This is a genomic window from Aestuariivirga sp., assembly GCF_037139295.1.
In the GTDB taxonomy this organism is placed as follows: domain Bacteria; phylum Pseudomonadota; class Alphaproteobacteria; order Rhizobiales; family Aestuariivirgaceae; genus Aestuariivirga.
This window is the reverse complement of the sequence record NZ_JBAXGR010000022.1, coordinates 25085-46342: the sequence shown is the minus strand read 5'-3', so window position 1 is coordinate 46342 and position 21258 is coordinate 25085. Positions and strand designations below refer to the sequence as shown.

The following is a 21258-nucleotide window of genomic DNA, read 5'->3' as shown; positions in this document are numbered from 1 at the left end:
CGCGGGGCACGCCCCGATAGCGGCAACAACCGCGAAAGCAGCCGCAAACAAATATTTCCTCATCATCCTCACCCCCCGCAATCTGTTATCTCGTCAGCCAAACTTCTTTTCGCCCGCCACCCACGTCTCGCTGACCTTGATGGCGGAGATCTTGGAGGGATCGACCGTCAGCGGGTTGTCCTCGAGAATCGTGAAGTCGGCGTCTTTGCCACTTTCTAGCGAACCGAGGCGATCTGCAAGCCCAAGTTGTCGCGCCGCGTCGATGGTGATCGCCTCGAGCGCGCGTTGCGCGGTGACCGTCTGGTCGGCGCCGATCACCGAATTGTCGATCTCGCAGATGCGCGTCACCGCCGTCTGCATGAGGCGCAGCGAGCCCACGGGCGAGCAGGGCGAGTCGGAATGCAGCGTGAAGCGCAGGTCCGCCTTGGCGCAGGCCCCTGCCGGGTCCATGAAATTCGCACGCTCGGGTCCGAACAGCTGGTCGCGGTAGGCCGCGCCATAGAGGGTCACGTGGTTCATCAGGAAGCTCGGCTCCACGTTGAGCTTCTTCATGCGCTCGATCTGGTTCTGCCGCAGCATCGTCGCGTGCTCGATGCGGTTGATGCCGAATTCGCTCGAGCTGCCATAGCCCGCCTCGATCGCGTCGAGGGCAATGTCGATGGTGCGGTCACCGTTGCAGTGGATGAGAACCGGAAGGCCCGCGGCCTTCACGTCGGCCACCATCTCCTTCATCTGCGCGGCATCGAAGTTCGTAGTGCCGGAGAAGGTTTCGTTGAGATAGGGCTGGGTCTGGGCACCGGTGCGCGTCTGGTTCGAGCCGTCGCCCACGATCTTCACGCCATAGAGCATGAATAGCGTGTCGGGCAGCTGAGCCGCGCGCGCGCCCAGCCCCAGCTTGCGATAGGGCTCGAAGCCCTTGATGTCCTCATACATCAGGCTGGCGCTGGTGCGCACCGGCGCCTGCGCCGCGATCTTTGTGAAGGGCTCGATCCATTCGGACTTCAGTGTTCCGGGCTCATGCACCAGCGTGTTGCCGCTCGCCGCCACCGACTGCAGGAAGGTGTTGATGGCCTTGGTGGCAAGCTGCGGCGTGATCTTCGGCATGCCCGCCGAGATCACCTTGAGCATGCCGCTCTCCTCATAGACGAGGCCGTTCAGCTTGCCGTCCGGCCCGCGGCCGAAATGGCTGCCGCCCGGCAACTCGCCGATGTCTTCCGGGATCTTGGCCAGCTGCAGTGCCAGGCTGTTCACGCAGGCATCATGGCCATTGGTGTACCACACGAAGATGGCATGCTTCGTCGAGATGCTGTCCAGCACCTCGCGGGAGAGGTCGCCGCCCTGCAGCAGGTTGTCGAAGTTGGACACCAGCACCCACTGGCCTTCCGGCGCGTTGGCGACGAGCTGGCGCAGGTTGTTGAGCACGTCCTCGCGGGTCTTGTTCTTCAGGTAACCGATGTCGGTCAGGAGTTCGAGGTAGAGTGCCGAGAGCACCGTGTGGTTATGCGGGTCGATGAGGCCAGGAAGCAGGCTGCGACCCTGCAGGTCGATGATCTTGGTATTGGCGGTGGCCAGCGCCATGATGTCGGAGGCCGCACCCAGCTTGACGATCTTGCCGCCGCTCACGGCGATGGCCTCCGCCGCGGGGGCCCCGGCCACGGGGACGATGGTGCCACCCTTGAAGATCGTGTCCACCGTGCCGTCGCTCGCGGCACGGGCGCGTGTCGCGCCGATCAGCGGCAGGCTCGCCCCCAGCAGCCCGGCGGTCGACAGCGCCATGAAGCCCCGGCGTGTCGGTGCGATGGGCTGCAGGCCGGCAAAACCCAGCGGCTGGTCGAAGAGCGAGGGATGGGCGATGAGCGGACTGACGCAGGCGCGGCACATGGGCAGGCTCCCTTGAAAGACGATGCAATGACACTGCGCCAGTTACTTGGAGGGTGCATGCCGAGTCAATTGACAACAAGTTCAATATAATGAGGTGCGCACAACTGTAGCCTGTCCAAAACGACAGGAGTATTAAGTCGGACGTGAAGCAGCGGCGACCGCCTCAATTCATGGGCGCGCCGCCCTCGGCCTTGCGCCGGGCGATGAAGCGGTCGATTTCTTCCAGCACTCCCGGGTCGATCGGCGGCTGCTCATAGTCGCGCAGCAGCTGCTTCCAGATGCCGTTGGCCCGCGTGCGCGTATCGACTGAACCGCGCTGCAGCCAGGCGGGATGGTTATCCCAGTTGGAGAGCAGCGGCGAATAGAACGCCGTCTGGTAGCGCTCCATGGTGTGCGGCGTGCCGAAGAAGTGCCCGCCCGGCCCCACGTCGCGGATCGCCTCCAGCGCCAGGCTCTCGGTATCGACGACCACCGGGTCGCAATAGGCGGCCATCATCTGCAGGAGCTCGGCATCGAGGATCAGCTTCTCGAAGCTCGCCGTCAGGCCGCCATGCATCCAGCCCGCCGCATGCTCGATCAGGTGCGCGCCCCCCATCACCGAGCCCCACAGCGACATCTGGCTTTCATAGGCCGCCTGCGCATCGACCTCGTTTGCCGCACTCACGTTGGAGGAGCGGAACGGAACCCCGATGTGGCGCGCCAGCTGGCCCGAGGCCTGCGCCGCCTTGGCATATTCGGGCGTGCCGAAGGCGGGTGCGCCTGAGCGCATGTCGACGTTCGAGGTGAAGCCGCCATACATCACGGGAACGCCTGGCCGCACGATCTGCGTCAGAACGATTCCGAGCATCGCCTCTGCATGCTGCTGAACGAGCGCGCCCGCCAGCGTCACCGGGCTCATGGCACCGGCCAGCGTGAAGGGCGTGATGACGTTCACCTGCCCGTGCTCTGCCATAGTGATCAGCCCTTCGCCCATGGGAATGTCCAGTTGCAGCGGCGAATTGGTGTTGATGATGCCGAGCAGGGCGGGCGTGTCCCGGAGTTCGTCCATCGACAGGCCCAGCGACAGCGCCCCGAGGATCAGCCCGTCCATGGTGCGCGCCCGGCCCAGCGTCTGCGTCTGCCAGCTCTTGTCCAGAACGGTGATCTGCGCGCGGTAGAGGTCGAGGTGGCGGGTGTTGGCGGGAAGGTCCATCGGTTCGAAAGGTCCGCCGCCCTCCTGGTGCAGGATGTCGAGCGACTGGATCACCTTCAGGTAGTCGCACATCTCGGCATGGGTGCCGTCGCGCCGCCCGCGGTCATTGTCCATCACATAGGCCGGGCCGCCCACCGAGGCGAAGACCACGTCGTCCCCGCCGATGTGCAGCGAGCGCGCGCGGTTGCGCGCCACAAGCGTGAAGCTCTGCGGCACGGTCCGGAGGTGCTCGGCCACCATGGCGGGGTCGAGGCGCACATTGTCGCCGTCGATCACCGCACCCGCCCTGCGGAAGCGGTCGCGCGCATCATCTTCCAGCACGCGCATGCCAATGTCGCGAAGCACCTTCAGGGCCGTCTCGTGGAGAGCTGCTACGTTGTCAGCGCTCAGCACCTCAATGGGCTTGTAGGGCCGGATCACCCGCCCGAAGGGCCGCTGGTGCAGCTCGCCGCTGATGCGCGCGTTGCGCGCGGGCCTGCGGCGCTGGCGGGCATCGGTGGTTTCGGTGTTGCTCATGCGAAATCCTTCACAGGCGGGCGTTCACGGCGCGGCACGGCAACGGCCTCTTCCCCGAATTCACGGGCGAAGCGGTGGGCGGAATAGATCGCATCGGCGATCGAAGAGGGCTGCATGCAATCACCCACGCGGTGCAGCGTGAAGGCGCGCGGCACGGCAGCAAGCTCATGGTGGAGGCGATCATCCGGCACCCGCCCCGTCGCAACGATCAGCGTGTCACAGGCCAGCTCGCTCTCCTTGCCTGACGCGGTGCAGGCAAGCCTCACCCGCCCCTTGCCGTGCTCCAGCAGCAGGCGGCCCGTCTGCATGCCAAGCCCCAGCTCATGCAGCCGCGCATGCAGGAAGCCGATCTCGTCGGTCATCGCCGTCCAGCTCGATACGGATGCATTGGGCGTCACCAGCGTCACGTTGTGTCCCGCGCGGGCCAGCTTCTCCGCCAGGGCACCACCCATGAAGTAGTGCTCGTCGTCATAGATCACGACGGCGCCCGAAATCGCGGCCCCGGCAAACACGTCATCGGGCGTCAGCGCCCTGGCAAGGTCCAGCACGTCCATGCCGTTCACGCCGATGCAATCGCGCCGCCACTTTGCACCCGTGGCCAGCACCACGTGCTCGGCGCCGAAACCTGCGATGTCATCTGCCGTCATCTCGCTGCCGGGAAACACCGCGACATTGTTGAGCTTCGCGATCATGTGCTGCCGCCAGTCGCGCACGCGAATCCATGTCGAAAGGCCGGGCAGGGTGCTCTCGTTCAGGATCCGCCCGCCCAGCTTCCCGTTGCGGTCGGCCAGCGTCACGTCGAGGCCGCGCCGGCCGAGGCTCAGCGCTGCCTCCAGCCCTGCCGGGCCGGCTCCGACAACCAGCACCTTATCGCGCTTGGGATAGGTGGCGATCTTCTCCGGATGCCAGCCGCGCCGCCATTCCTCGGCGATGGTCGGGTTCTGTGTGCAGCGCAGGTGAACGCCTTCATTGTTCGCCGCGCGGCAGATGTTGCAGCCGATGCACTCGCGGATTTCGTCCTCGCGCCCTTCGCGGATCTTGGTGGGCAGGAAGGGGTCGGCGATCGAGGGACGCGCCGCGCCGATGAAATCCTGGATGCCGCGCCTGATCTGGCTCACCATCACGTCAGGCGAGGTGAAGCGCCCGACCGAGACGACGGGCTTGGTCGTCAGCGTCTTCACGAAGGCCACCTGCGGTTCCTGGTAGCCTTCAGCACTGAAGCGCGCCGACTTCGAGTCATTGCCCAGCGAGCCCGCCACGTTCACGTCCCACAGGTCGGGGAGTTCGGCGAGCATCGCCACGATCTCGCGGCCCTCGCCTTCCGAGGTGATGCCGGCGGGCCCGTGCAGTTCATCCACCGCAAGCCGCACCGCCACGGCGCAGCTGTCACCCACCGCATCCTTCGTGTCCTCGATCATCTCGCGTAGCAGCCGCACGCGGTTCTCGAGGCTGCCGCCATACTGGTCGGCGCGACGGTTGTGGCGTGGCGACAGGAACTGGAAGGGCAGGTAGTCGTGGCCGGCATAGACATAGACGATGTCGAAGCCTGCACGCTTTGCCCTGATTGCAGCATCACGCTGCCAGCCGCGGAAGGCGCGAATGTCAGTGAGGTCCATGCCGCGCGCCGTGGTCGGCAGGTGATACATGGCGGGAATGACGGAGGGCGCGATTCCCGGCACGCGCGACCAGCGGTTCGAGGCATGCGAGCCGCCATGCCAGAGTTCGATGCCTGCGAGGCTGCCATGGGCGTGGATGGCGTCCGCCGTCTGGGCGAGTGCAGCCACGTCGTCCTCGTCCCACAGCGTCAGGAAGCCATAGGGAGAATCATCAGACGTCGGATGAATGGAGCAGTATTCGGTGCAGACCACACCCCATCCGCCCTCGGCCTTCACGCCGCGAAGTGCTGCGCCAGCCTGCGGTCGCTGCCAGCCGAGCCCGATGGCATGCGGCGTCTGGTAGAAGCGGTTCGGCGCGGTGACGGGGCCGATCTTCACGGGCTCGAAAAGGATGTCGTAGCGTGGGTCGCGTGCCATGGAGCCTCACTGTTGAACGATTGTATAGTAAAACGAGCTCTCCAGCCGGGTCAAGACCAGGGGCCTCGCGCCATGAGGGCAGAGGCCGCCGGTTCCTCACCGCGGGCACCAATTTCGATACTTTTCTGGAGAATACGCCTTTCTAGCACATCGAGCGCGCGCTGTCAAGGAGTTTTTTCCTTTTAGAGGATTTTCATTGCGAACATAGCTGTTGACCGCCCGGAAGCAGCTTTTATACATACGTACAACAACAGAGGTCTGCATGGTGGCTGAGCGCACCGAGTTTCCCTTTGCCGTGAGGGTGGTGGAGAACTTCTTCATCCCGCTTCCCGATGGCACAAGGCTTGCCGCCCGCGGCTGGTTCCCCGAAGGCGCCGGGCCGGTGCCCGCCATTCTCGAATATCTGCCCTATCGCAAGCGTGACGGCACCCGCCCGCGCGATCAGGCCATGCACCATTACCTTGCCGGCCACGGCTATGCCTCGATCCGCCTCGACATTCGCGGCACGGGCGACAGCGAAGGCCTGATCGACGACGAGTATAGCGTTCGCGAGCAGCTGGACGGCTGCGACGCCATCGCCTGGATCGCCGCGCAGGAGTGGTGCGATGGCCAGGTCGCCATGATCGGCATCTCATGGGGTGGCTTCAACGGTCTGCAGATTGCGGCGCGCCAGCCACCCGCCCTCAAGACCATCATCACGGTCGGCTCCACCGATGATCGCTACGCCACGGACATCCACTGGGTCGGCGGCTGCCTGTCGAAGGATAATTTCGACTGGTCTGCCACCATGTTCGCCCACAATGACCTGCCGCCTGACCCGGAGATCGTGGGCGAGGCCTGGCGCGACATGTGGCGCCAGCGCATGGCCCACAACGAGCCGTGGATCCTCAACTGGCTCAACCACCAGCGCCGCGACGATTACTGGAAACAGGGCTCGGTCTGCGAGGATTTTTCGAAGATCAAGGTTCCGGTCTATGCCGTCTCCGGCTGGGCCGACAATTATTCCGAGGCCGTGCCGCGCCTGCTCGCGGGCCTGAGCGTACCGCGCCTCGGCCTCATCGGCCCCTGGGCTCATTCCTATCCGCATGACGTGGCGGTCGAGCCCGCCATCGGCTGGCTGCAGGAGGTGCTGCGCTGGTGCGATCATTGGATGAAGGGCCGTGACACCGGCATCATGAACGAGCCGATGCTGCGCGCCTGGGTGCAGGAAAGCGTGCCGCCCCAGACCTGCTATGACGAACGCCCCGGCCGCTGGGTGGGCGAGGCGCAGTGGCCGAGCCCGCGCATCCATACCGAGGCTTTGTTCCTTAACCAAGGTGGCAGTCTCGCAAAATCATCTGTCCAAGGATCATCGTCCGTCTGCTCGCCGCTGTGGGTCGGCGTCGCAGCGGGCGAGGTGGGCCGCTATGGTGGCGATGCCGAATGGCCGCCCGACCAGCGCGAGGATGACGGCGGCTCACTCGTCTTCATCTCGGAGCCGCTCACCGAGCGTGTGGAAATCCTCGGCGCGCCCACCATCACGCTGTCCTTCTCATCCGACAAGCCGCAGGCCCTGGTCTGTGCCCGCCTCAACGACGTCGCCCCCGATGGCCGCTCGACGCGCGTCACCTATGGGCTGCTGAACCTCACCCACCGCGACAGCCATGAGCACCCGGAACCGCTGGTGCCGGGCCAGCGCGCCCAGGCGGTGGTCGAGATGGACGATATTGCGCATGCCTTCCCGCCGGGCCACCGCATCGCGGTGTCGATCTCCACCACCTACTGGCCGGTGGCCTGGCCTTCGCCGGAACTCGCCACCGTCAACGTGTTCTGCGGCGAGACCGCACTCAACCTGCCCGTCCGCCCCCCGAGCCCCGATGATGCGAAGCTCCGCGTCTTCGATCCGCCGGAAATGGCCCCGCTGCCGCCCGTCACCCGCCATGAGGTGGAGCAGACGCACCCGCGCCGCGTGGTGCGCGACCTCCTGTCAGGCCGCATGGTGGTGGACTTCCCGCGCTGGACCTATTCCAAGGAAATGCACGACATCGGCCAGGTGCAGCGGTCAAACGCGTTTGCACGCTACGAGATCATCGACGGTGACCCGCTGTCGGCAACGCTCATCACCGAATATGACGTGGAAATGGTCCGGCCCGATGCCACCATCACCCACCGCAGCAAGGGCAGGCTCACCTGCGATGCCACCCACTTCATCATCCAGATGGAACTCACCATCGGCGAGAATGGCGAAACGGTCTTTGAACGGCACTGGCATGAGAAACGCATCGCGCGCGACATGGTCTGAACAAGGCCGAAGTCCGAAGCAGGGAGGCTGAGGGGAAGCCGTGCTGAGCTATGCCATCAAGCGCATCGGCCTTGCTGTCCTGATCATCTTCGTGGTCATGCTGGCGATGTATGCGATGGTCTTCCTGGTGCCGGGCGACCCGGCCTCGCTGGCCTTAGGCCCCCGCGCCACACCGGAACTGAAGCACGAACTCATGGTGCGCATGGGCCTCGACCAGCCGATCTACGTGCAGGTCTGGAACTTCTTCAGGAACGCGCTGACGGGCGATCTCGGTTATGACGTGTGGTCCAAGCGCCCGGTGACCGACATGATCGCCGAGGTCTTCCCCAACACCTTGTTCCTCGGTGCGGTGGCCATGTCGATCGCACTCATCGCGGGCATTGGCTTGGGCTGCCTCGCCGTCGTCTGGCAGGGCCGCACCATTGATCGGGTGCTCGCGGTGCTCTCAGTCAGCATGATCTCGATCCCGTCCTTCGTGGTGGCGATTTACCTGCTCCTTGTCTTTGCGGTGTGGCTTGGCTGGTTCCCGGCCATCGGCGCTGGCGAGGCGGGTGACTGGGGCAGCCAATTTCGCGCCGTGGTGCTGCCCGCCGCCGCCATCGCCATCACCTGGGTGGGCTATCTCGCGCGGCTCGTGCGCGCCTCGATGCTGGAGGTGATGGCGGCCAACCACGTACGCACGGCGCGCGCCTTCGGCCTCACGCAAGCGAAGATCGTGCTGCGCTATGCGCTCCGCGTTGCCATCGTGCCGGTCGTCGCCATCGTGGCGGTGGGCTTCGGGTCCATCCTGTCGAGTGCGGTCTTCGTCGAAACGGTGTTCTCGCGGCCGGGCATCGGCACGCTCATCACCTCCGCCGTGCAGAAGCGCGATTTCCCCGTGGTTATGGGCTGTGTGCTGTTCATGACGGCCTTCTACCTCACCGTGGTGACGCTCGCTGACTTGCTGATGGCCAAGCTCGATCCGCGCGTCCGGGACACGCTCCGTGGCTAGCGGCAAGCGCAATGTCTGGCGCGCGCTCCTGGCCGAGCCTTTGGGCGTCATGGGTGGCGCCATCGTGCTCACATTCGTCATCATGGCGCTCTTCGCGCCATGGCTCGCGCCCTACGATCCGCTCAAGATCGACGTGATGCATAAGTTCTCGAACCCAAGCCTCGCCCATTGGGCAGGCACGGACCAGCTCGGACGCGATCTCCTGTCACGCATCATCTATGGTGCGCGCACCGCGCTGGGCGTCGCCATCACCGCCACTGGCATCGCGGGGCTCGCCGGAATCCTGCTGGGCCTCGTTGCCGGCTATGGCCCGCGCTGGCTCGACTCGCTCCTCATCCTCTGTTTTGACTCGATGACATCGCTGCCGATGATCATGTTCGCACTTGCCGTGATCACGGTGCTGGGGCCTTCCACCGCGACGCTGATCCTCGTCATCATCCTCGTTTCCATTCCCGGCTATGCGCGCTTCATCCGCGCCCAGACGCTCAGCCTCACGCGCAGCGACTTCATCATGGCCGAGCAGGCGATGAACGCCTCCAACGCCCGCATCATCCTGCGCCACCTGCTGCCCAATGTGGTCGGGCAATTGCTGGTCGTGCTCTCGATGGATATTCCGGTCGTCATCATGCTGGAGGCCGGGCTCAGCTACCTCAGTCTCGGCGTCAAGCCGCCCACCCCCTCCTGGGGCAACATCCTCTATGATGGCTATGTCTCGCTCCGCCAGTCGCCGGGCATGGTGATCGTGGCGGGCATTCCGCTGATCCTGGCGACGCTCGGCTTCACCTTCCTCGGCGAGGCGCTGCGCGATGCGCTGGATCCGCGCCTGCAATTGCGGACGCTCACATGAGTGCCCCACTGATCAAGGTCGATGATCTCTCCATCGCCTATGCCAGCGAGGAAGGCCCGTTGCAGGCGCTGCGCCATGCTACACTCGAGGCGCGGGCGGGCGAGGCGATCGGCATCGTCGGCGAGTCCGGCTGCGGCAAGTCCACCCTCGCCTCCGCGCTCATCAATCTGCTGGCCCGCAATGCGAAGGTGACGTCGGGTGGGGTGATGTTCGACGGCAGGGATATCCTGTCGGTGAGCGATGAGGAAAAGCGCCGCCTGCGCGGCCGGCACATCGCCATGATCTTCCAGGACCCCATGACCTCGTTCAATCCGGTGCTGACCATCGGCGAGCAGCTGGTCGATTTCCAGGACCAGCGCGAGGGACTTTCCAAATCCGAGAAGCGCCAGCAGGCGGCCGCCATGCTGAAGCGGGTGGGGATTTCCGATCCCGTCCGCTGCCTCGACCGCTATGTGCATGAGCTGTCCGGCGGCATGCGCCAGCGTGCCGCCATTGCAGCGGCGCTGCTGATGGCGCCGCAGGTGCTGGTGGCGGACGAGCCGACGACGGCACTTGACGTCACCATGGAAGCCCAGATCATCCATCTGCTGCGCGAACTCCGGCGGGACTACAATGGCGCCATCGTGATCGTCACCCACCATCTGGGCGTGGTCGGTGAACTCTGCGACCGCGTCTATGTGATGTATGCGGGCGAGGTGGTGGAGGAAGGCTCGACGGATGACGTCTATCACCAGCCGCGCCACCCCTATACCCAGGCGCTGATTGCCTGCGATCCGGCCAACCTGCATGAGCAGACACCGGTTCTGCCCACCATTCCCGGCCGCCTGCCCGATCTCGTGAACCCGCCCATGGGCTGCAGCTTCGCCGCCCGCTGCGCGCGCGCCCACGAGCGCTGCCGCAACGAGGCACCGGACTATGTCGAAGTAGGCCCGCGCCACTGGGCACGCTGCCATGAGGCGCTGTCATGAGCGCACTCTATGACGTGAACAATGTGTCGCTTGACCTCGTCGGTCCCGCCTCAGGCCTACAACGCCTGTTGCCAGGGTCAGCCCCGCGCATGACAATCCTGAGCTCCCTGTCGCTCAGCATCGGCCACGGCGAGATGCTGGGCCTCGTGGGCGAGTCGGGGTCCGGCAAGAGTACGCTGGCTCGTGCCATGATGGGCCTTGTCGATATCACCGATGGCAGCCTCAGCTTCGAAGGCCGGCCAGTGAAGAGCCGCACCGACTTCATGAAGGTGCGGCAGCAAACGGCCCTGATGTTCCAGGATGCGGTGGCCTCGCTCAGCCCGCGCCGCAAGGTCGCGGCACAGCTCATCGAGCCATTCGAGATCAATGGTGTGCCGCGGCCTGATGGCGACAGGACGGCCGAGATCATGCTGGAGCGCGTTGGTCTCGCCCCGTCGATCGCCCAGCGCTATCCGCATGAATTGTCGGGAGGCCAGGCACGACGCGTTTCGGTCGCGCGCGCGCTGGCCTTGAAGCCGAAGCTGGTGATCGCCGACGAGCCAACGGCTGGGCTTGATGTTTCAGTGCAGGCCGAGATCCTCAACCTGATGACGGGCCTTCGCCGCGACATGGGGCTGAGCTTTCTCATCATCACCCACAACCTTGCCGTGGTCCGCCACGTGACGGATCGCGTGGCGGTGCTCTATCTCGGCCGCATGGCGGAGTGGGGCCCGACGCGCGAGGTTTTCGCGATGCCCTATCACCCCTATACCCGCAGTCTCATCGCAGCGGAGCCGCAGGCTGATCCGCGGAAGCGCCGCGCCGACCTTGCGCTGAAGGGCGAAATCCCGAGCGTTCTCGCAAGGCCCTCGGGCTGCGAATTCCATGCCCGTTGCCCGCTCGCCCGCCCGCGCTGCGCGGTGGAGGAGCCCCAGCCCAACATGATCACACCGGACCGCATGGTGCGATGCCATTTTGCCGAAGAAACCAGAACATAAACTCAAGGAGGAAACCATGGGACTTCACTGGAGCACTGACCGCCGCAAATTCCTGACGATGGGCGGCGCCCTGTTCGCGGGCATCGCCGCGAGGCCGCACTTCGCCTGGGCTGCCGACGGCGACACGCTGCGGCTGCGCGCCACCGCGGACCTGCAGGTGCTGGACCCCAAGGGCATCATTGGCGAGCTTGACGACATCATCCCGCGCTGCACGCAGGTGACACTGGTCCGCCTGGGCGACATGCGCGACGGCAACAAGATCACGCCCTATGCCGCCAAGACCTTCGAGTGGAAGGACCCGAAGACCATCGCCTTCACGCTCCATGATTATCTGACGTGGAACAACGGCTTCGGCCCGGTGACGGCGGAGGACGTGAAATTCTCCTTCGAGCGCATCAAGGGGTCCGACTCGGCATGGGCCTACCAGTTCGAGAAGCTCGACAATGTCGAAGTGCTCGACCAGCACTCCGGCCTCATCCACCTGAAGGAGCCGTTCAAGCCCTTCGTCTACATCTCGCTGCCCTATTATGGCGGCCACATCGTGTGCAAGGCGGCCGTCGAGAAGGCGGGCGGCAGCTACACCACCGAGATCCCAGCGCAGTGCGGCCCTTACCTGCTCGACAAGTGGGAGCAGAACCAGAAGGTGACGCTGGTCGCCAACCCGGACTGGAAGGGCGAGAAGCCGGCCTTCAGCAAGGTCGAGTACTTCATCGTCACCGATGACCAGACAGCGCTGCTGGCCTACGAGGCGGATTCCTTCGACTATACGCGCGTGGCACTGAGTGCGGCCAAGGCGCTCAAGGCCAACATGCCCAAGGATTCGAAGCTGATCGAGGCGCAGTCGACGCGCTATGTCTGGCTCACCATCAACATGAATGCCGAAAAGCTGAAGGACCCGCGCGTCCGCCAGGCGATCCAATATGCCTATGATGGCAATGCGGTGCTGCAGGGCTCCTATGATGGTCTTACGGGTCGTTCGGCCGGTGTCGTGCAGCCCGGCACGCAATTCGCCCGCGAGAAGAACAAGATTGCCACGCGCGATATCGAGAAGGCCAAGGCGTTGCTGGCGGAGGCGGGTGTTTCGACCCTCGAACTCAACCTTTACTGCCTCACCGACTCGGTCTCGCAGTCCACCGCGCAGATCATCCAGTCGAGCCTTGGCGAGGCAGGAATCACCGTCAACATCCAGCCGACGGAAGATGCCGCCTATTGGGCGCTTGGCGACAAGACGCAGGGCGACGGCTACAAGAACATCGAAATGGTACTGATGAACTTCGCCGGCGGCATTGACCCCACCGAGAACCTGGTGTGGTTCCGCCCGGACCAGATCGGCGTCTACAACTGGTCGTTCTTCGACTCGAAGGAGTTTGAGGACCTCTACCAGAAGGGCCTCGTCGAGCAGGACGATGCCAAGCGCAAGGAAATCTTCAACCACATGGAGGACCTGATGGAAGACTCAGGCGGCTTCATCTTCGTCTGCTTCGAACCCTTCCTCGCGATCTACCGCTCGAACATCAATCCTGTGATCCTGGCAGACGGTCACCCGGACCCGACGCAGTTCACGAAGGCCTGAGGCAACATGGGGGCGTGAGTTTTCTCACGCCCCTGTTCCCCGGATAGCAATGGCCAAGAAAGCAACGACACCGAAATTCGAACGCATCGCCCCGGACGAACGCCGGGCGCGGCTCATTGAGGCGTCCATCGCCTGCCTCGCCAAGGGCGGCATCCAGGGCTTCACGGTGGACAATATCTGCCATGAAGCAGGCACGTCACGCGGGTTGATCACGCATCACTTCGGCTCGAAGAACGCGCTGCTCGCCGCCCTCTATGCGTCGATCTACGTCAAGGTGCTGGAGAACCTCGACCGCGCGGAAGCCACGCCGCAGAGCATCGACGAGCTGGTCGACATGATGTTCGCCGACACCTTCCTCAGCCGCGATTATCTCAATGTCTGGCTCGCGTTGTGGGGCGAGATCGCGGTGAACCCGACCCTGCAGGTCGAGCACCGCAAGAACTATGCGCTCTACCGTGAGCGCATCGCCCGCGCGATCTCCGCCTTCGCGCGTGGAAAGGGTGTCAAGGTCGATAGCTATGACATCGCCACCATCCTCATCTCGCTCGTCGACGGGCTGTGGCTCGAGCAATGCATCGACCAGAGCCTGCTGTCACTCGAGCGCGCCAAGGACCTGTGCCGTCGTACCCTCGCAGCCGTGCTCACGGCGACAAATTAAGTGGAGACACGCATGACGCATTCGGTTCAGGGCCGTTCGGTGGTGATCACCGGTGGTTCCAAGGGCATCGGCAAGGGAATCGCGCGGGTGTTTGCGCAGGCTGGGGCGAAGGTTGCCATTTTTTCCCGCCATGGCGAAGAGGCGGAACTGGCCGCGAAGGAAGTCGGGCATGGCGCCTTCGGGCTGCCGGCAGATGTCACTTCACCAGGTGCGCTCGAGCGGGCCATGGAGGAAGTGGCGCGGCGCCATGGCGGCATTGATGTTCTGTGCGCCAACGCCGGTATCTTTCCGGCTGCCAAGCTTGAGCAGATGAGCTCCGCCGATTGGGACTACGTCATGGATACCAACCTCAAGGGCACGTTCAACACAGTGAAGGCTGCGCTGCCATATCTGAAGACATCAAACCAGGGTCGCATCGTGCTGACGTCGTCGATTACCGGACCGGTTACCGGTTATCCGGGCTGGGCGCATTACGGCGCGTCGAAGGCGGGCCAACTCGGCTTCATGCGCACAGCGGCCATCGAACTCGCAAGCCATGGCATCACCGTGAATGCGGTGATGCCGGGCAACATCGTGACGGAGGGCCTGGCAGAGGCCGGGCCGGACTACGAGCGCAACATGACAGCGTCCGTTACGCTGCGCCGTCTCGGTTCTGTCGAGGATATCGGCCATGCGGTGCTCTACTTCGCCTCGAAGGAGGCAGGTTACGTCACAGGCCAGACACTGATTGTCGACGGCGGGCAGGTTCTTCCCGAAAGCCTCATGGCGCTGTCTTAGGAGAATCGCCGCAGATAGTCCTCGCACAGGGCGAGGCTGCCGTCGGTGTAGCCCGCTCCGAGCGACTTCGGGAATTCAGCCTCGATGTGTGAGGCGACCCAGGCGACGAGCAGGATGCGGCGGAGCATGACGAAGGTTGGTATTTCCGCCTCGTCCTCCTTCGCGAGCGGCAACACCTTGCGGTATCCGGTCTTCCAGTTCTCGATGAGTTCCGGCACTTGAGGCTCATGCTCGTAGAAGGACACGGGTGACGCGGCATCATACATGTACCAGCTGAAGCCGCAGTCATCGAAGTCGATCACCTTCACCGTTTGGCCATCGACCAGCAGGTTGGCCAGCCGCAAGTCCGAATGGATGAGGCCAAAGCGCTCACGTCCCATGCCATATGCAGTCAATCGTCGGCCGATCAGATCGACGGTGCGTTGGAACACCTGCTCCTTCTCGCGATCCATGCCTACGCCCTCGCGCCAGCGGCCCCAGTGAGGCCGATTTTCACCAAGAGCCGAGTCGAAGTCCCAGCTATGGCGGGTGAACCATGAAGGCCTCGGCCATTGCCGCGCATGAACATGCATGCGCGCGGCGATCTCGCCCAGTGCTTCCATGGATCCTGCGAGATCATCGGTGATGGCAGGTTCCTTGCCATTCTCCCAGTCGAAGAGCACGGCGTTGCGCGGACCCATCAGCTGCGGGTGCGCGATATGTTGTATCAGGTTTCCGTCCCTGCCCGGTAGCGGATTGGGTGTTGTCACGACCCCTGAGCGGCGCAGGTCCACGGCCCATGCGAGCTCCGAGGCGATAGCCTGCCGTGACTGATAGCCTTCGCGGTGAATGCGCAGCGCCCAGCGCCGTCCATCGGGTGCTTCAATGCGGTAGGTGGCGTTTTCCGAGAGGTTGTGAAGCGTTGCCTTGCTTGCCTCCGGCACATCGTAGAGCGCCACCGCGCGGTTGGCGGCATCGAGCAGGATCTCCAATCGGTCCTCATGTGCGCGCGACTGGGTCATCCCGACGTCCTGCCAGGCGCCACACGGCGTTCACAAGTACAGCAAATCAAAGACATCATTCTTTGAACAGAAGTCTTCTGATGAGCGACACGAAGAAGCGGATGAATGCTACGTGATCAGCGATGCACATGACCAGAACGAGGAGACACAGGGCGAGGAGGGCGAGGCCGAGTGCAGGCATGTTCATGGTGCCGAGCGCGTCGGGAAGGTCGGTCCACTGCAACCCCAGCCGGCCTCGCTGGAAAACCGAATAGGTGATGATGGCCAGTGCAGCGAGTGTCAGATGGCCGGACAAAGCCGTTGCAAACCAATAGCGCGTCCGCCAGGCGAGTAGCGGGATGGCGATCCCTGCCAGCAGGACGAGGAGCAGTTTGTCAGGCGTGCCGAACAGCCTGTCGATCTGGCGTAGCAGTGGCATGACGGTGCGGTTGGCAAGTGTGGAGAACCACCACAGCGCGCCGGAATTCGGGTAGGTATAGAGAAGACGGCGGTTGAGTTCGGCGGCGAGCAGGGTGGCGAACAATGCTGCTGCCATGCCGTTCTGCAGGCCAATGAAAATGCCGGGTCGGATTTGTGGTCGCATCATGGTTATGCCGCCCGCGGATCATCGCGCAATTATCACGTGCCGTCACGCTGCAACTGAGTTGATCCACATGGACGCCATATCTCACTGGCGGGACCCTTCAGCTTACTGGGTGCCAGTTGGAAGCAGAGTTTTCCGAAAGCGCGCAGCTGTCGTAATTCGTCACTCAAACACGACACGCGGGAAATAAAAGGAGACGACCCAGTTCGGCATGTCCACGATTTCGCTGATGCGCAGGTCGCCGCAGACCGAACACAGCATGTAGGCGTCGACGGCGTTCATGTTGTAGCGCTTCGAAAGCAGGTCGATCATGCCGGAGACGGCGGCCTTGGCGCCGTCCATGAGATCGGGACCGATGCCGGTGGTCACTTCGTAGCCCTTGACGTCGAGGTGGCGCGACACAGGGCCCGGCGTGGTGAAGCGCGGGAAGGGAAGATTGGCGCCCTTCACCAGTTCGAACCTGGCCTGCAGCGAGCAGGGGCTCTCAATGGCCGTGCCGCAGACTTCGCCGTCGCCCTGGCAGGCATGTGTGTCCCCGACGCTGAACAGGCCGCCCGCCACTTCGACCGGGAGGTAGAGTTCGGTTCCAGCGGCCATGTCGCGGATATCCATGTTGCCGCCCATGCGGCGCGGCGGCACGACGGAGTGCAGGCCCGCTTCGGCGGGCGCCAGCCCGATCGTGCCGCAGAAGGGCTTCAGCGGCACGCGTCCACCGGGCCCGAACATGGCGGGCGCCATGGTCGTGGCGTCATACTTCCAGATGTGAAGGGCGGGGTCCTTGAACTGGTCCGCCAGCAGGCCGAAGCCGGGGATGTTGGCCGTCCAGCCCCAGCCCGAGGGCGCAAAATCGAGCAGGGTTACCTTGATGGCATCGCCGGGCGCGGCACCCTCGATGAAGACGGGGCCCGCGACAGGGTTCACCTTGCCGAAGTCGAGCGCTTTGAGGTCTGCCAGTGTTGACTTGGCGTTGAGTTGGCCGCCGGAAGAATCAACCGGATTGAACTCCACCGTTTCGCCCGGCGCAATGCGGACGACGGGCGGATTGTCACGGTTCCAGCCGAAGTGGCACTGGTGGTCGTGGATGGTATGGTTGCAGACGTGCTTCTTCATGGTGCCCTCAATGACGAAGCTCCCGCCCTGCTTGGGAAGGGAGCATCTTCCGGTTCGATCAGCCGACAGCGCGTCCTTGGCGCATATCACTTCGAAGGATTTATCGTTTAAAAGCCAATGTGTTGCAAGGTTGGCAGGGAAGGTCAGGCCTTGAAGATCTGGGGGATCATTATGAGGGCCGCGATCCCGATGGGAAAGCCATAAGGGAGCTGGTTGTCTTCGATCTTGGCAAACAGCCTCTTCACGAAGGCGGGGAGCCTGCCCGCATGCACCAGGAAGCCCCAGCGCGATGACAGTTTCAAAATGAGGGCCATGACGAGGGCCAGTGCCGACAGGATGACCATGTATTGAACGACGCCAATCGGGCCCATCCAGAGCGATGTGGCCGCCAGATACTTGGCATAGCCACCCCCGATATATCCGCGCTGCCAGAAGATGATCGAGACGATCAGCACGACCAGTGCAATTCCCAGGCTGATCGCGACATCGATCCAGTAGGGAGGAATGTGGAATGACAGGCTTGGCAGGAATGGCGTGTTCAGCCACCCCAGTATCGATCGCAGTGCGAAGAGAACAACGAGCCCATAGGGTACCGCATTGGGGATTCTGAAACTCGACAGGTCGCTGAGCGCCCCCAGGATGATCAGGAATGCGAATGGAAAGGGAATGATCGACAGGGCAAGCGCAAGCATGACGACGGGACCAGAAAGTTGACAGTTATCCGGTGGTAGCGAGTTTCTCGGTTGTTCGCCAGATGCTCCGGATCTTTGAACGACCGGCGAGCCACGATCTGCCCCCAGAGGGTCAACAGCCTCCCGTTCACGGCTTTGCCGAAAGCCGCACCAGGCACCAGGCGGGGATGAAGAAGGACTGCTTCAGGCCATACTTGCGGTAGGTGTCGAGGATGCGCGGCACGGCGACGGTCGGCCCGTAGCGGCCCATGGAGATGGGGTAGAGCCGGTCGTGGCCATCTTTCGGACGTGAAATGTGGATGAGCGAATCCGCGTCCATGTCGAAGGTGATGGCGCAGGCGCAGCGCGCGCCATTGGGCCAGGGGATGGGATTGCGGATCATGTTGCGTCAACCCTTCAGGATATGGGCGTGGGATGGATCGAAGGAGAGGAAGAGCTGCTGGCCCGGCTCGCGCGGGATGCCTTCGAGGGAGCGCTCCTGCACCTGGACCTTGATTTCGGTGTCGCCCGGCGCCTCGAAGAACAGGGTGACCATGGAGCCCACGAACTCCTCCGAGATGAGCTGCGCGGTGAAGACGTTCGGTGCGGCGGGCTTCGATGTGGCGAGGGAGACGACATCGGCGGCGACGACGAAGCTGACCTTCTCGCCGGGCCTGGCCTTGCCGTCCAGCGTGAAGGTGCCGGCCGCCGTCTCGACATTGCCGGCGGAATTGACGGTGCCGGCGAAGATGTTGTTGCGGCCGACGAACTCGGCGACGAAGCGCGAGGCAGGGGTGCGGTAGATGTCGCGCGCCGAGCCGATCTGGGCGATCTCGCCCTTGGACATGATGACCACGCGGTCGGCCATGGCGAAGGCCTCGGACTGCGAGTGCGTGACGTAGACGAAGGTGATGCCGAGCTCGCGCTGGAGCTTGGTGAGAACGCCCTGCATGCGGATGACGAGATGGGCATCAAGTGCGGAGAGCGGCTCGTCGAGCAGCAGGATCTTCGGCTCGGTGACGAGCGCGCGGGCGAGTGCCACGCGCTGGCGCTGGCCACCCGACAGCGAGTTGACGTCACGCTCGGCGAATTCGCCGATGCCGAGACGCTCCAGCCAGTCGAGCGCCTTCTTGCGGCGCGCGGGCTTATCCATACCGCGCATCTTGAGGCCGAACTCGACATTCTCGCGGGCATTGAGAAAGGGGAAGAGGGCGAGCGACTGCCAGACCATGGGCGTGTCACGCTCATGCGGCTTGACGTCGACGAGGGACTTGCCTGCAAGGCGAATGTCGCCCTCGGTCGGCTGCTCGAGGCCCGCCAGCATGCGGAGCGTCGTCGTCTTGCCGCAGCCCGAAGGACCCATGAAGGCCAGGAACTCGCCCTCGCGGATCTCGAAGTTCATGCGCTTCACCGCTTCGAAGGTGCCGAAGCGCTTCACGACATTTTCGAAGACGACGAGGGGCTCGGCCATCAGGCTGCTTCCGGTTTCTTCGCAGGCCTGAGGACGAGGACCTGCGCAATGACAACGAGGGTGATCGAGACGAGGAAGACGGCGGTGCCGATGGCATTGACCTGCGGGTCGATGTTGCCAGTGAGGATTTCGAGGATGACCACGGGCACCGTCTTGTTGAGGCCGGAGACGAACCAGGCCACTGCGAACTCGTCGAAGGAAACCGCCGCCGTGAGGCACAGGCTGGCGATGATGGAGGGGAGCGTGAAGGGGATGACGACGGACTTCATGGTCACCCATTCCGACGCGCCGAGGTTCCATGCCGCGGGCTCGAGGTTGGGGTCCATCTGGTTCAGGCGCAACCGGATGACCGCCATGGCGAAGGGCGCGCAGAGAACGGTGTGGGCGATGATGATGGAGATGGTCATGCCGGAGGCATTGAACATCGACAGCCAACCCAGCATGGCGAGTGCGAGGATGATGAGCGGGATGGTGGGCGGCAGAAGCGAGAGAATGAGGAAGGCCTTCTTGCCAACGAAGTCGTAGCGATAATCCGTATAGGCTGCCGAGAAACCGATGGCGGTGGCGATGACGGCGGTGACGGAGGAGACGATGAGGCTCCTCAATGCGGCGTCCCAGACCTCCGGGTTGCTGAAGGCCTTGACGTACCAGTCGGTGGTGAAGGAACCGAGCGGGATCGTCGGGAAGCGATCCGAGTTGAAGGAGAAGACGAGGCTGGCCGCGATGGGCGCGAAGACGAAGAGGAAGACCAGCGCCGTATAAAACGTCAGAACCCAGCGGAGGAGTTTGTCGTCCTTCATTTGCCACGCTTCCTGTAAGCGAAGCCGATGGCGGAGAAGGCCACGACGAGAAGGGTGAGGATCATGGTGATGGCGACCACCGCAGCGCGCGGCCATTGCTGGCCGGACTTGGACGTGTCGACGATCATGATCGACAGCGTGGGTGGCTTGGAGCCGCCGAGATAATAGGGCGCCACGAAGTCGCCGAAGGACAGGATGAAGCAGAACACAGCGGCGACCACGAGGCCTGTCTTGGCCAAGGGGATCACCACGGTGAAGACGGTGCGCAGGCGCCCGCAGCCCAGATTATGCGCGGCCTCGACGAGGCGCTTGTCGATGTTGGCGAGCGAGAATGTCTGCAGGATCACGGCCAGGGGCAGGCAGAGGACGAGATAGCCGACCATGGTGCCGAACTGCGTGTTCAGCATCTGCCACGGCCCGAGGCCGAGATAGGAAAGCCCTGCATTGATGACGCCGCTTTGCGCGAGGATGACCTGCCAGGCGAAGATGCGCACCAGATAGCTGGTGAAGAACGGAATGATGAGGAAGAAGATGGCCCAGCGCCTGAGCCTTTCGCTGGCCTTGAAGGCGAGGAAGTAGCTGGCGGGGAAGGCGACCAAGCTGGTGATGATGGTGGCGAGCAGGGCCAGCCACAGCGTGAAGAAATAGGCGTCCCAGAAGAAATCCTTGGACAGCATGCGCTGCCAGTTGGAGAACTGGAAGGCCACTTCCATGCGGTAGTTCTTCACCAGGAAGAACGACATGGCCACCATGAAGAGCAGCGGCCCGACGAAGAACAGCCCCTGCCAGATGATCAGCGGCAACCGCCAGGCGATCGCGTAGGTGTCGGGCTTGGTGGTGGGCCTGGTGGTCATGGTGGTGTGTTTTTCTTCGCCCAACTCTTGCCGTCACCCCGGCGAAAGCCGGGGCCCAGCTATATTTCAGTACG

At 63.7% G+C, this 21258-nt stretch carries 19 protein-coding genes; 8 read left to right on the top strand and 11 right to left on the bottom strand.

All coding sequences use genetic code 11. The annotated features are described in order from the left end of the window. Positions 1 to 93 precede the first annotated feature (93 nt). The 3 genes from WCJ41_RS08395 to WCJ41_RS08385 form a co-directional block, all read right to left on the bottom strand. Entirely contained in the window at positions 94 to 1881 is a 1788-nt protein-coding gene (locus WCJ41_RS08395; protein ID WP_336905398.1) for an amidohydrolase, read from the bottom strand. Positions 1882 to 2044: 163 nt separating this feature from the next. Then, positions 2045 to 3589: a trimethylamine methyltransferase family protein gene (locus WCJ41_RS08390; RefSeq protein ID WP_336905397.1), complete on the bottom strand. Its 1545-nt coding sequence runs from the start codon at positions 3587 to 3589 to the stop codon at positions 2045 to 2047. After that, positions 3586 to 5622, bottom strand: a complete 2037-nt coding sequence (locus WCJ41_RS08385) for an FAD-dependent oxidoreductase (RefSeq protein ID WP_336905396.1) — start codon at positions 5620 to 5622, stop codon at positions 3586 to 3588. Before WCJ41_RS08385 ends, WCJ41_RS08390 begins: the two co-directional genes overlap by 4 nt. A 262-nt stretch (positions 5623 to 5884) precedes the next feature. Here WCJ41_RS08385 and WCJ41_RS08380 point away from each other — a divergent pair, with 262 nt between their 5' ends. Genes WCJ41_RS08380 through fabG form a run of 8 tightly spaced genes read left to right on the top strand, consistent with a single transcriptional unit; the run spans position 5885 to position 14694 of the window. Next, entirely contained in the window at positions 5885 to 7903 is a 2019-nt protein-coding gene (locus tag WCJ41_RS08380) for a CocE/NonD family hydrolase (protein ID WP_336905395.1), read from the top strand. 40 nt (positions 7904 to 7943) lie between these two features. Continuing rightward, positions 7944 to 8894 (top strand): ABC transporter permease, encoded by a 951-nt coding sequence (locus WCJ41_RS08375; RefSeq protein WP_336905394.1) that lies wholly within the window; start codon positions 7944 to 7946, stop codon positions 8892 to 8894. Beyond that, positions 8887 to 9741, top strand: coding sequence for an ABC transporter permease (locus WCJ41_RS08370; protein ID WP_336905393.1), 855 nt, complete (start codon positions 8887 to 8889; stop codon positions 9739 to 9741). Before WCJ41_RS08375 ends, WCJ41_RS08370 begins: the two co-directional genes overlap by 8 nt. Next, positions 9738 to 10709: an ABC transporter ATP-binding protein gene (locus tag WCJ41_RS08365; RefSeq protein ID WP_336905392.1), complete on the top strand. Its 972-nt coding sequence runs from the start codon at positions 9738 to 9740 to the stop codon at positions 10707 to 10709. The genes WCJ41_RS08370 and WCJ41_RS08365 overlap by 4 nt, the downstream gene beginning before the upstream one ends. After that, on the top strand, positions 10706 to 11686 hold the full coding sequence (locus WCJ41_RS08360; protein WP_336905391.1) for an ABC transporter ATP-binding protein: 981 nt from the start codon (positions 10706 to 10708) through the stop codon (positions 11684 to 11686). The genes WCJ41_RS08365 and WCJ41_RS08360 overlap by 4 nt, the downstream gene beginning before the upstream one ends. Before the next feature lie 16 nt (positions 11687 to 11702). Beyond that, positions 11703 to 13259, top strand: a complete 1557-nt coding sequence (locus tag WCJ41_RS08355; protein ID WP_336905390.1) for an ABC transporter substrate-binding protein — start codon at positions 11703 to 11705, stop codon at positions 13257 to 13259. A gap of 49 nt (positions 13260 to 13308) precedes the next feature. Further along, entirely contained in the window at positions 13309 to 13917 is a 609-nt protein-coding gene (locus tag WCJ41_RS08350; RefSeq protein WP_336905389.1) for a TetR/AcrR family transcriptional regulator, read from the top strand. A 12-nt stretch (positions 13918 to 13929) separates the two neighbouring features. Further along, a complete protein-coding gene (fabG, locus tag WCJ41_RS08345; RefSeq protein ID WP_336905388.1) occupies positions 13930 to 14694 on the top strand; it encodes a 3-oxoacyl-ACP reductase FabG in 765 nt (254 codons plus the stop codon). On the opposite strand, the gene WCJ41_RS08340 is transcribed toward fabG, so the two are convergent. The 8 genes from WCJ41_RS08340 to WCJ41_RS08305 form a co-directional block, all read right to left on the bottom strand. Continuing rightward, entirely contained in the window at positions 14691 to 15695 is a 1005-nt protein-coding gene (locus WCJ41_RS08340; protein WP_336905387.1) for a phosphotransferase, read from the bottom strand. The two genes, fabG and WCJ41_RS08340, sit on opposite strands and share 4 nt — an antisense overlap. Positions 15696 to 15750: 55 nt before the next feature. Further along, complete coding sequence (locus tag WCJ41_RS08335; protein WP_336905386.1) at positions 15751 to 16281, bottom strand: hypothetical protein; 531 nt, start codon at positions 16279 to 16281, stop codon at positions 15751 to 15753. A gap of 159 nt (positions 16282 to 16440) precedes the next feature. After that, positions 16441 to 17388 carry an acetamidase/formamidase family protein gene (locus WCJ41_RS08330; protein WP_336905385.1) on the bottom strand — a complete coding sequence of 316 codons (948 nt, stop codon included), beginning with the start codon at positions 17386 to 17388 and terminating at the stop codon, positions 16441 to 16443. Positions 17389 to 17531: 143 nt separating this feature from the next. Continuing rightward, positions 17532 to 18080 carry a prepilin peptidase gene (locus WCJ41_RS08325; RefSeq protein ID WP_336905384.1) on the bottom strand — a complete coding sequence of 183 codons (549 nt, stop codon included), beginning with the start codon at positions 18078 to 18080 and terminating at the stop codon, positions 17532 to 17534. A gap of 127 nt (positions 18081 to 18207) precedes the next feature. Then, a complete protein-coding gene (locus WCJ41_RS08320) occupies positions 18208 to 18462 on the bottom strand; it encodes a hypothetical protein (RefSeq protein ID WP_336905383.1) in 255 nt (84 codons plus the stop codon). A gap of 6 nt (positions 18463 to 18468) precedes the next feature. Next, a complete protein-coding gene (locus tag WCJ41_RS08315) occupies positions 18469 to 19530 on the bottom strand; it encodes an ABC transporter ATP-binding protein (protein WP_336905382.1) in 1062 nt (353 codons plus the stop codon). Next, complete coding sequence (locus tag WCJ41_RS08310; protein ID WP_336905381.1) at positions 19530 to 20330, bottom strand: ABC transporter permease; 801 nt, start codon at positions 20328 to 20330, stop codon at positions 19530 to 19532. The genes WCJ41_RS08315 and WCJ41_RS08310 overlap by 1 nt, the downstream gene beginning before the upstream one ends. Next, on the bottom strand, positions 20327 to 21184 hold the full coding sequence (locus WCJ41_RS08305) for an ABC transporter permease (RefSeq protein ID WP_336905380.1): 858 nt from the start codon (positions 21182 to 21184) through the stop codon (positions 20327 to 20329). Before WCJ41_RS08305 ends, WCJ41_RS08310 begins: the two co-directional genes overlap by 4 nt. Between the last annotated feature and the right edge of the window lie 74 nt (positions 21185 to 21258).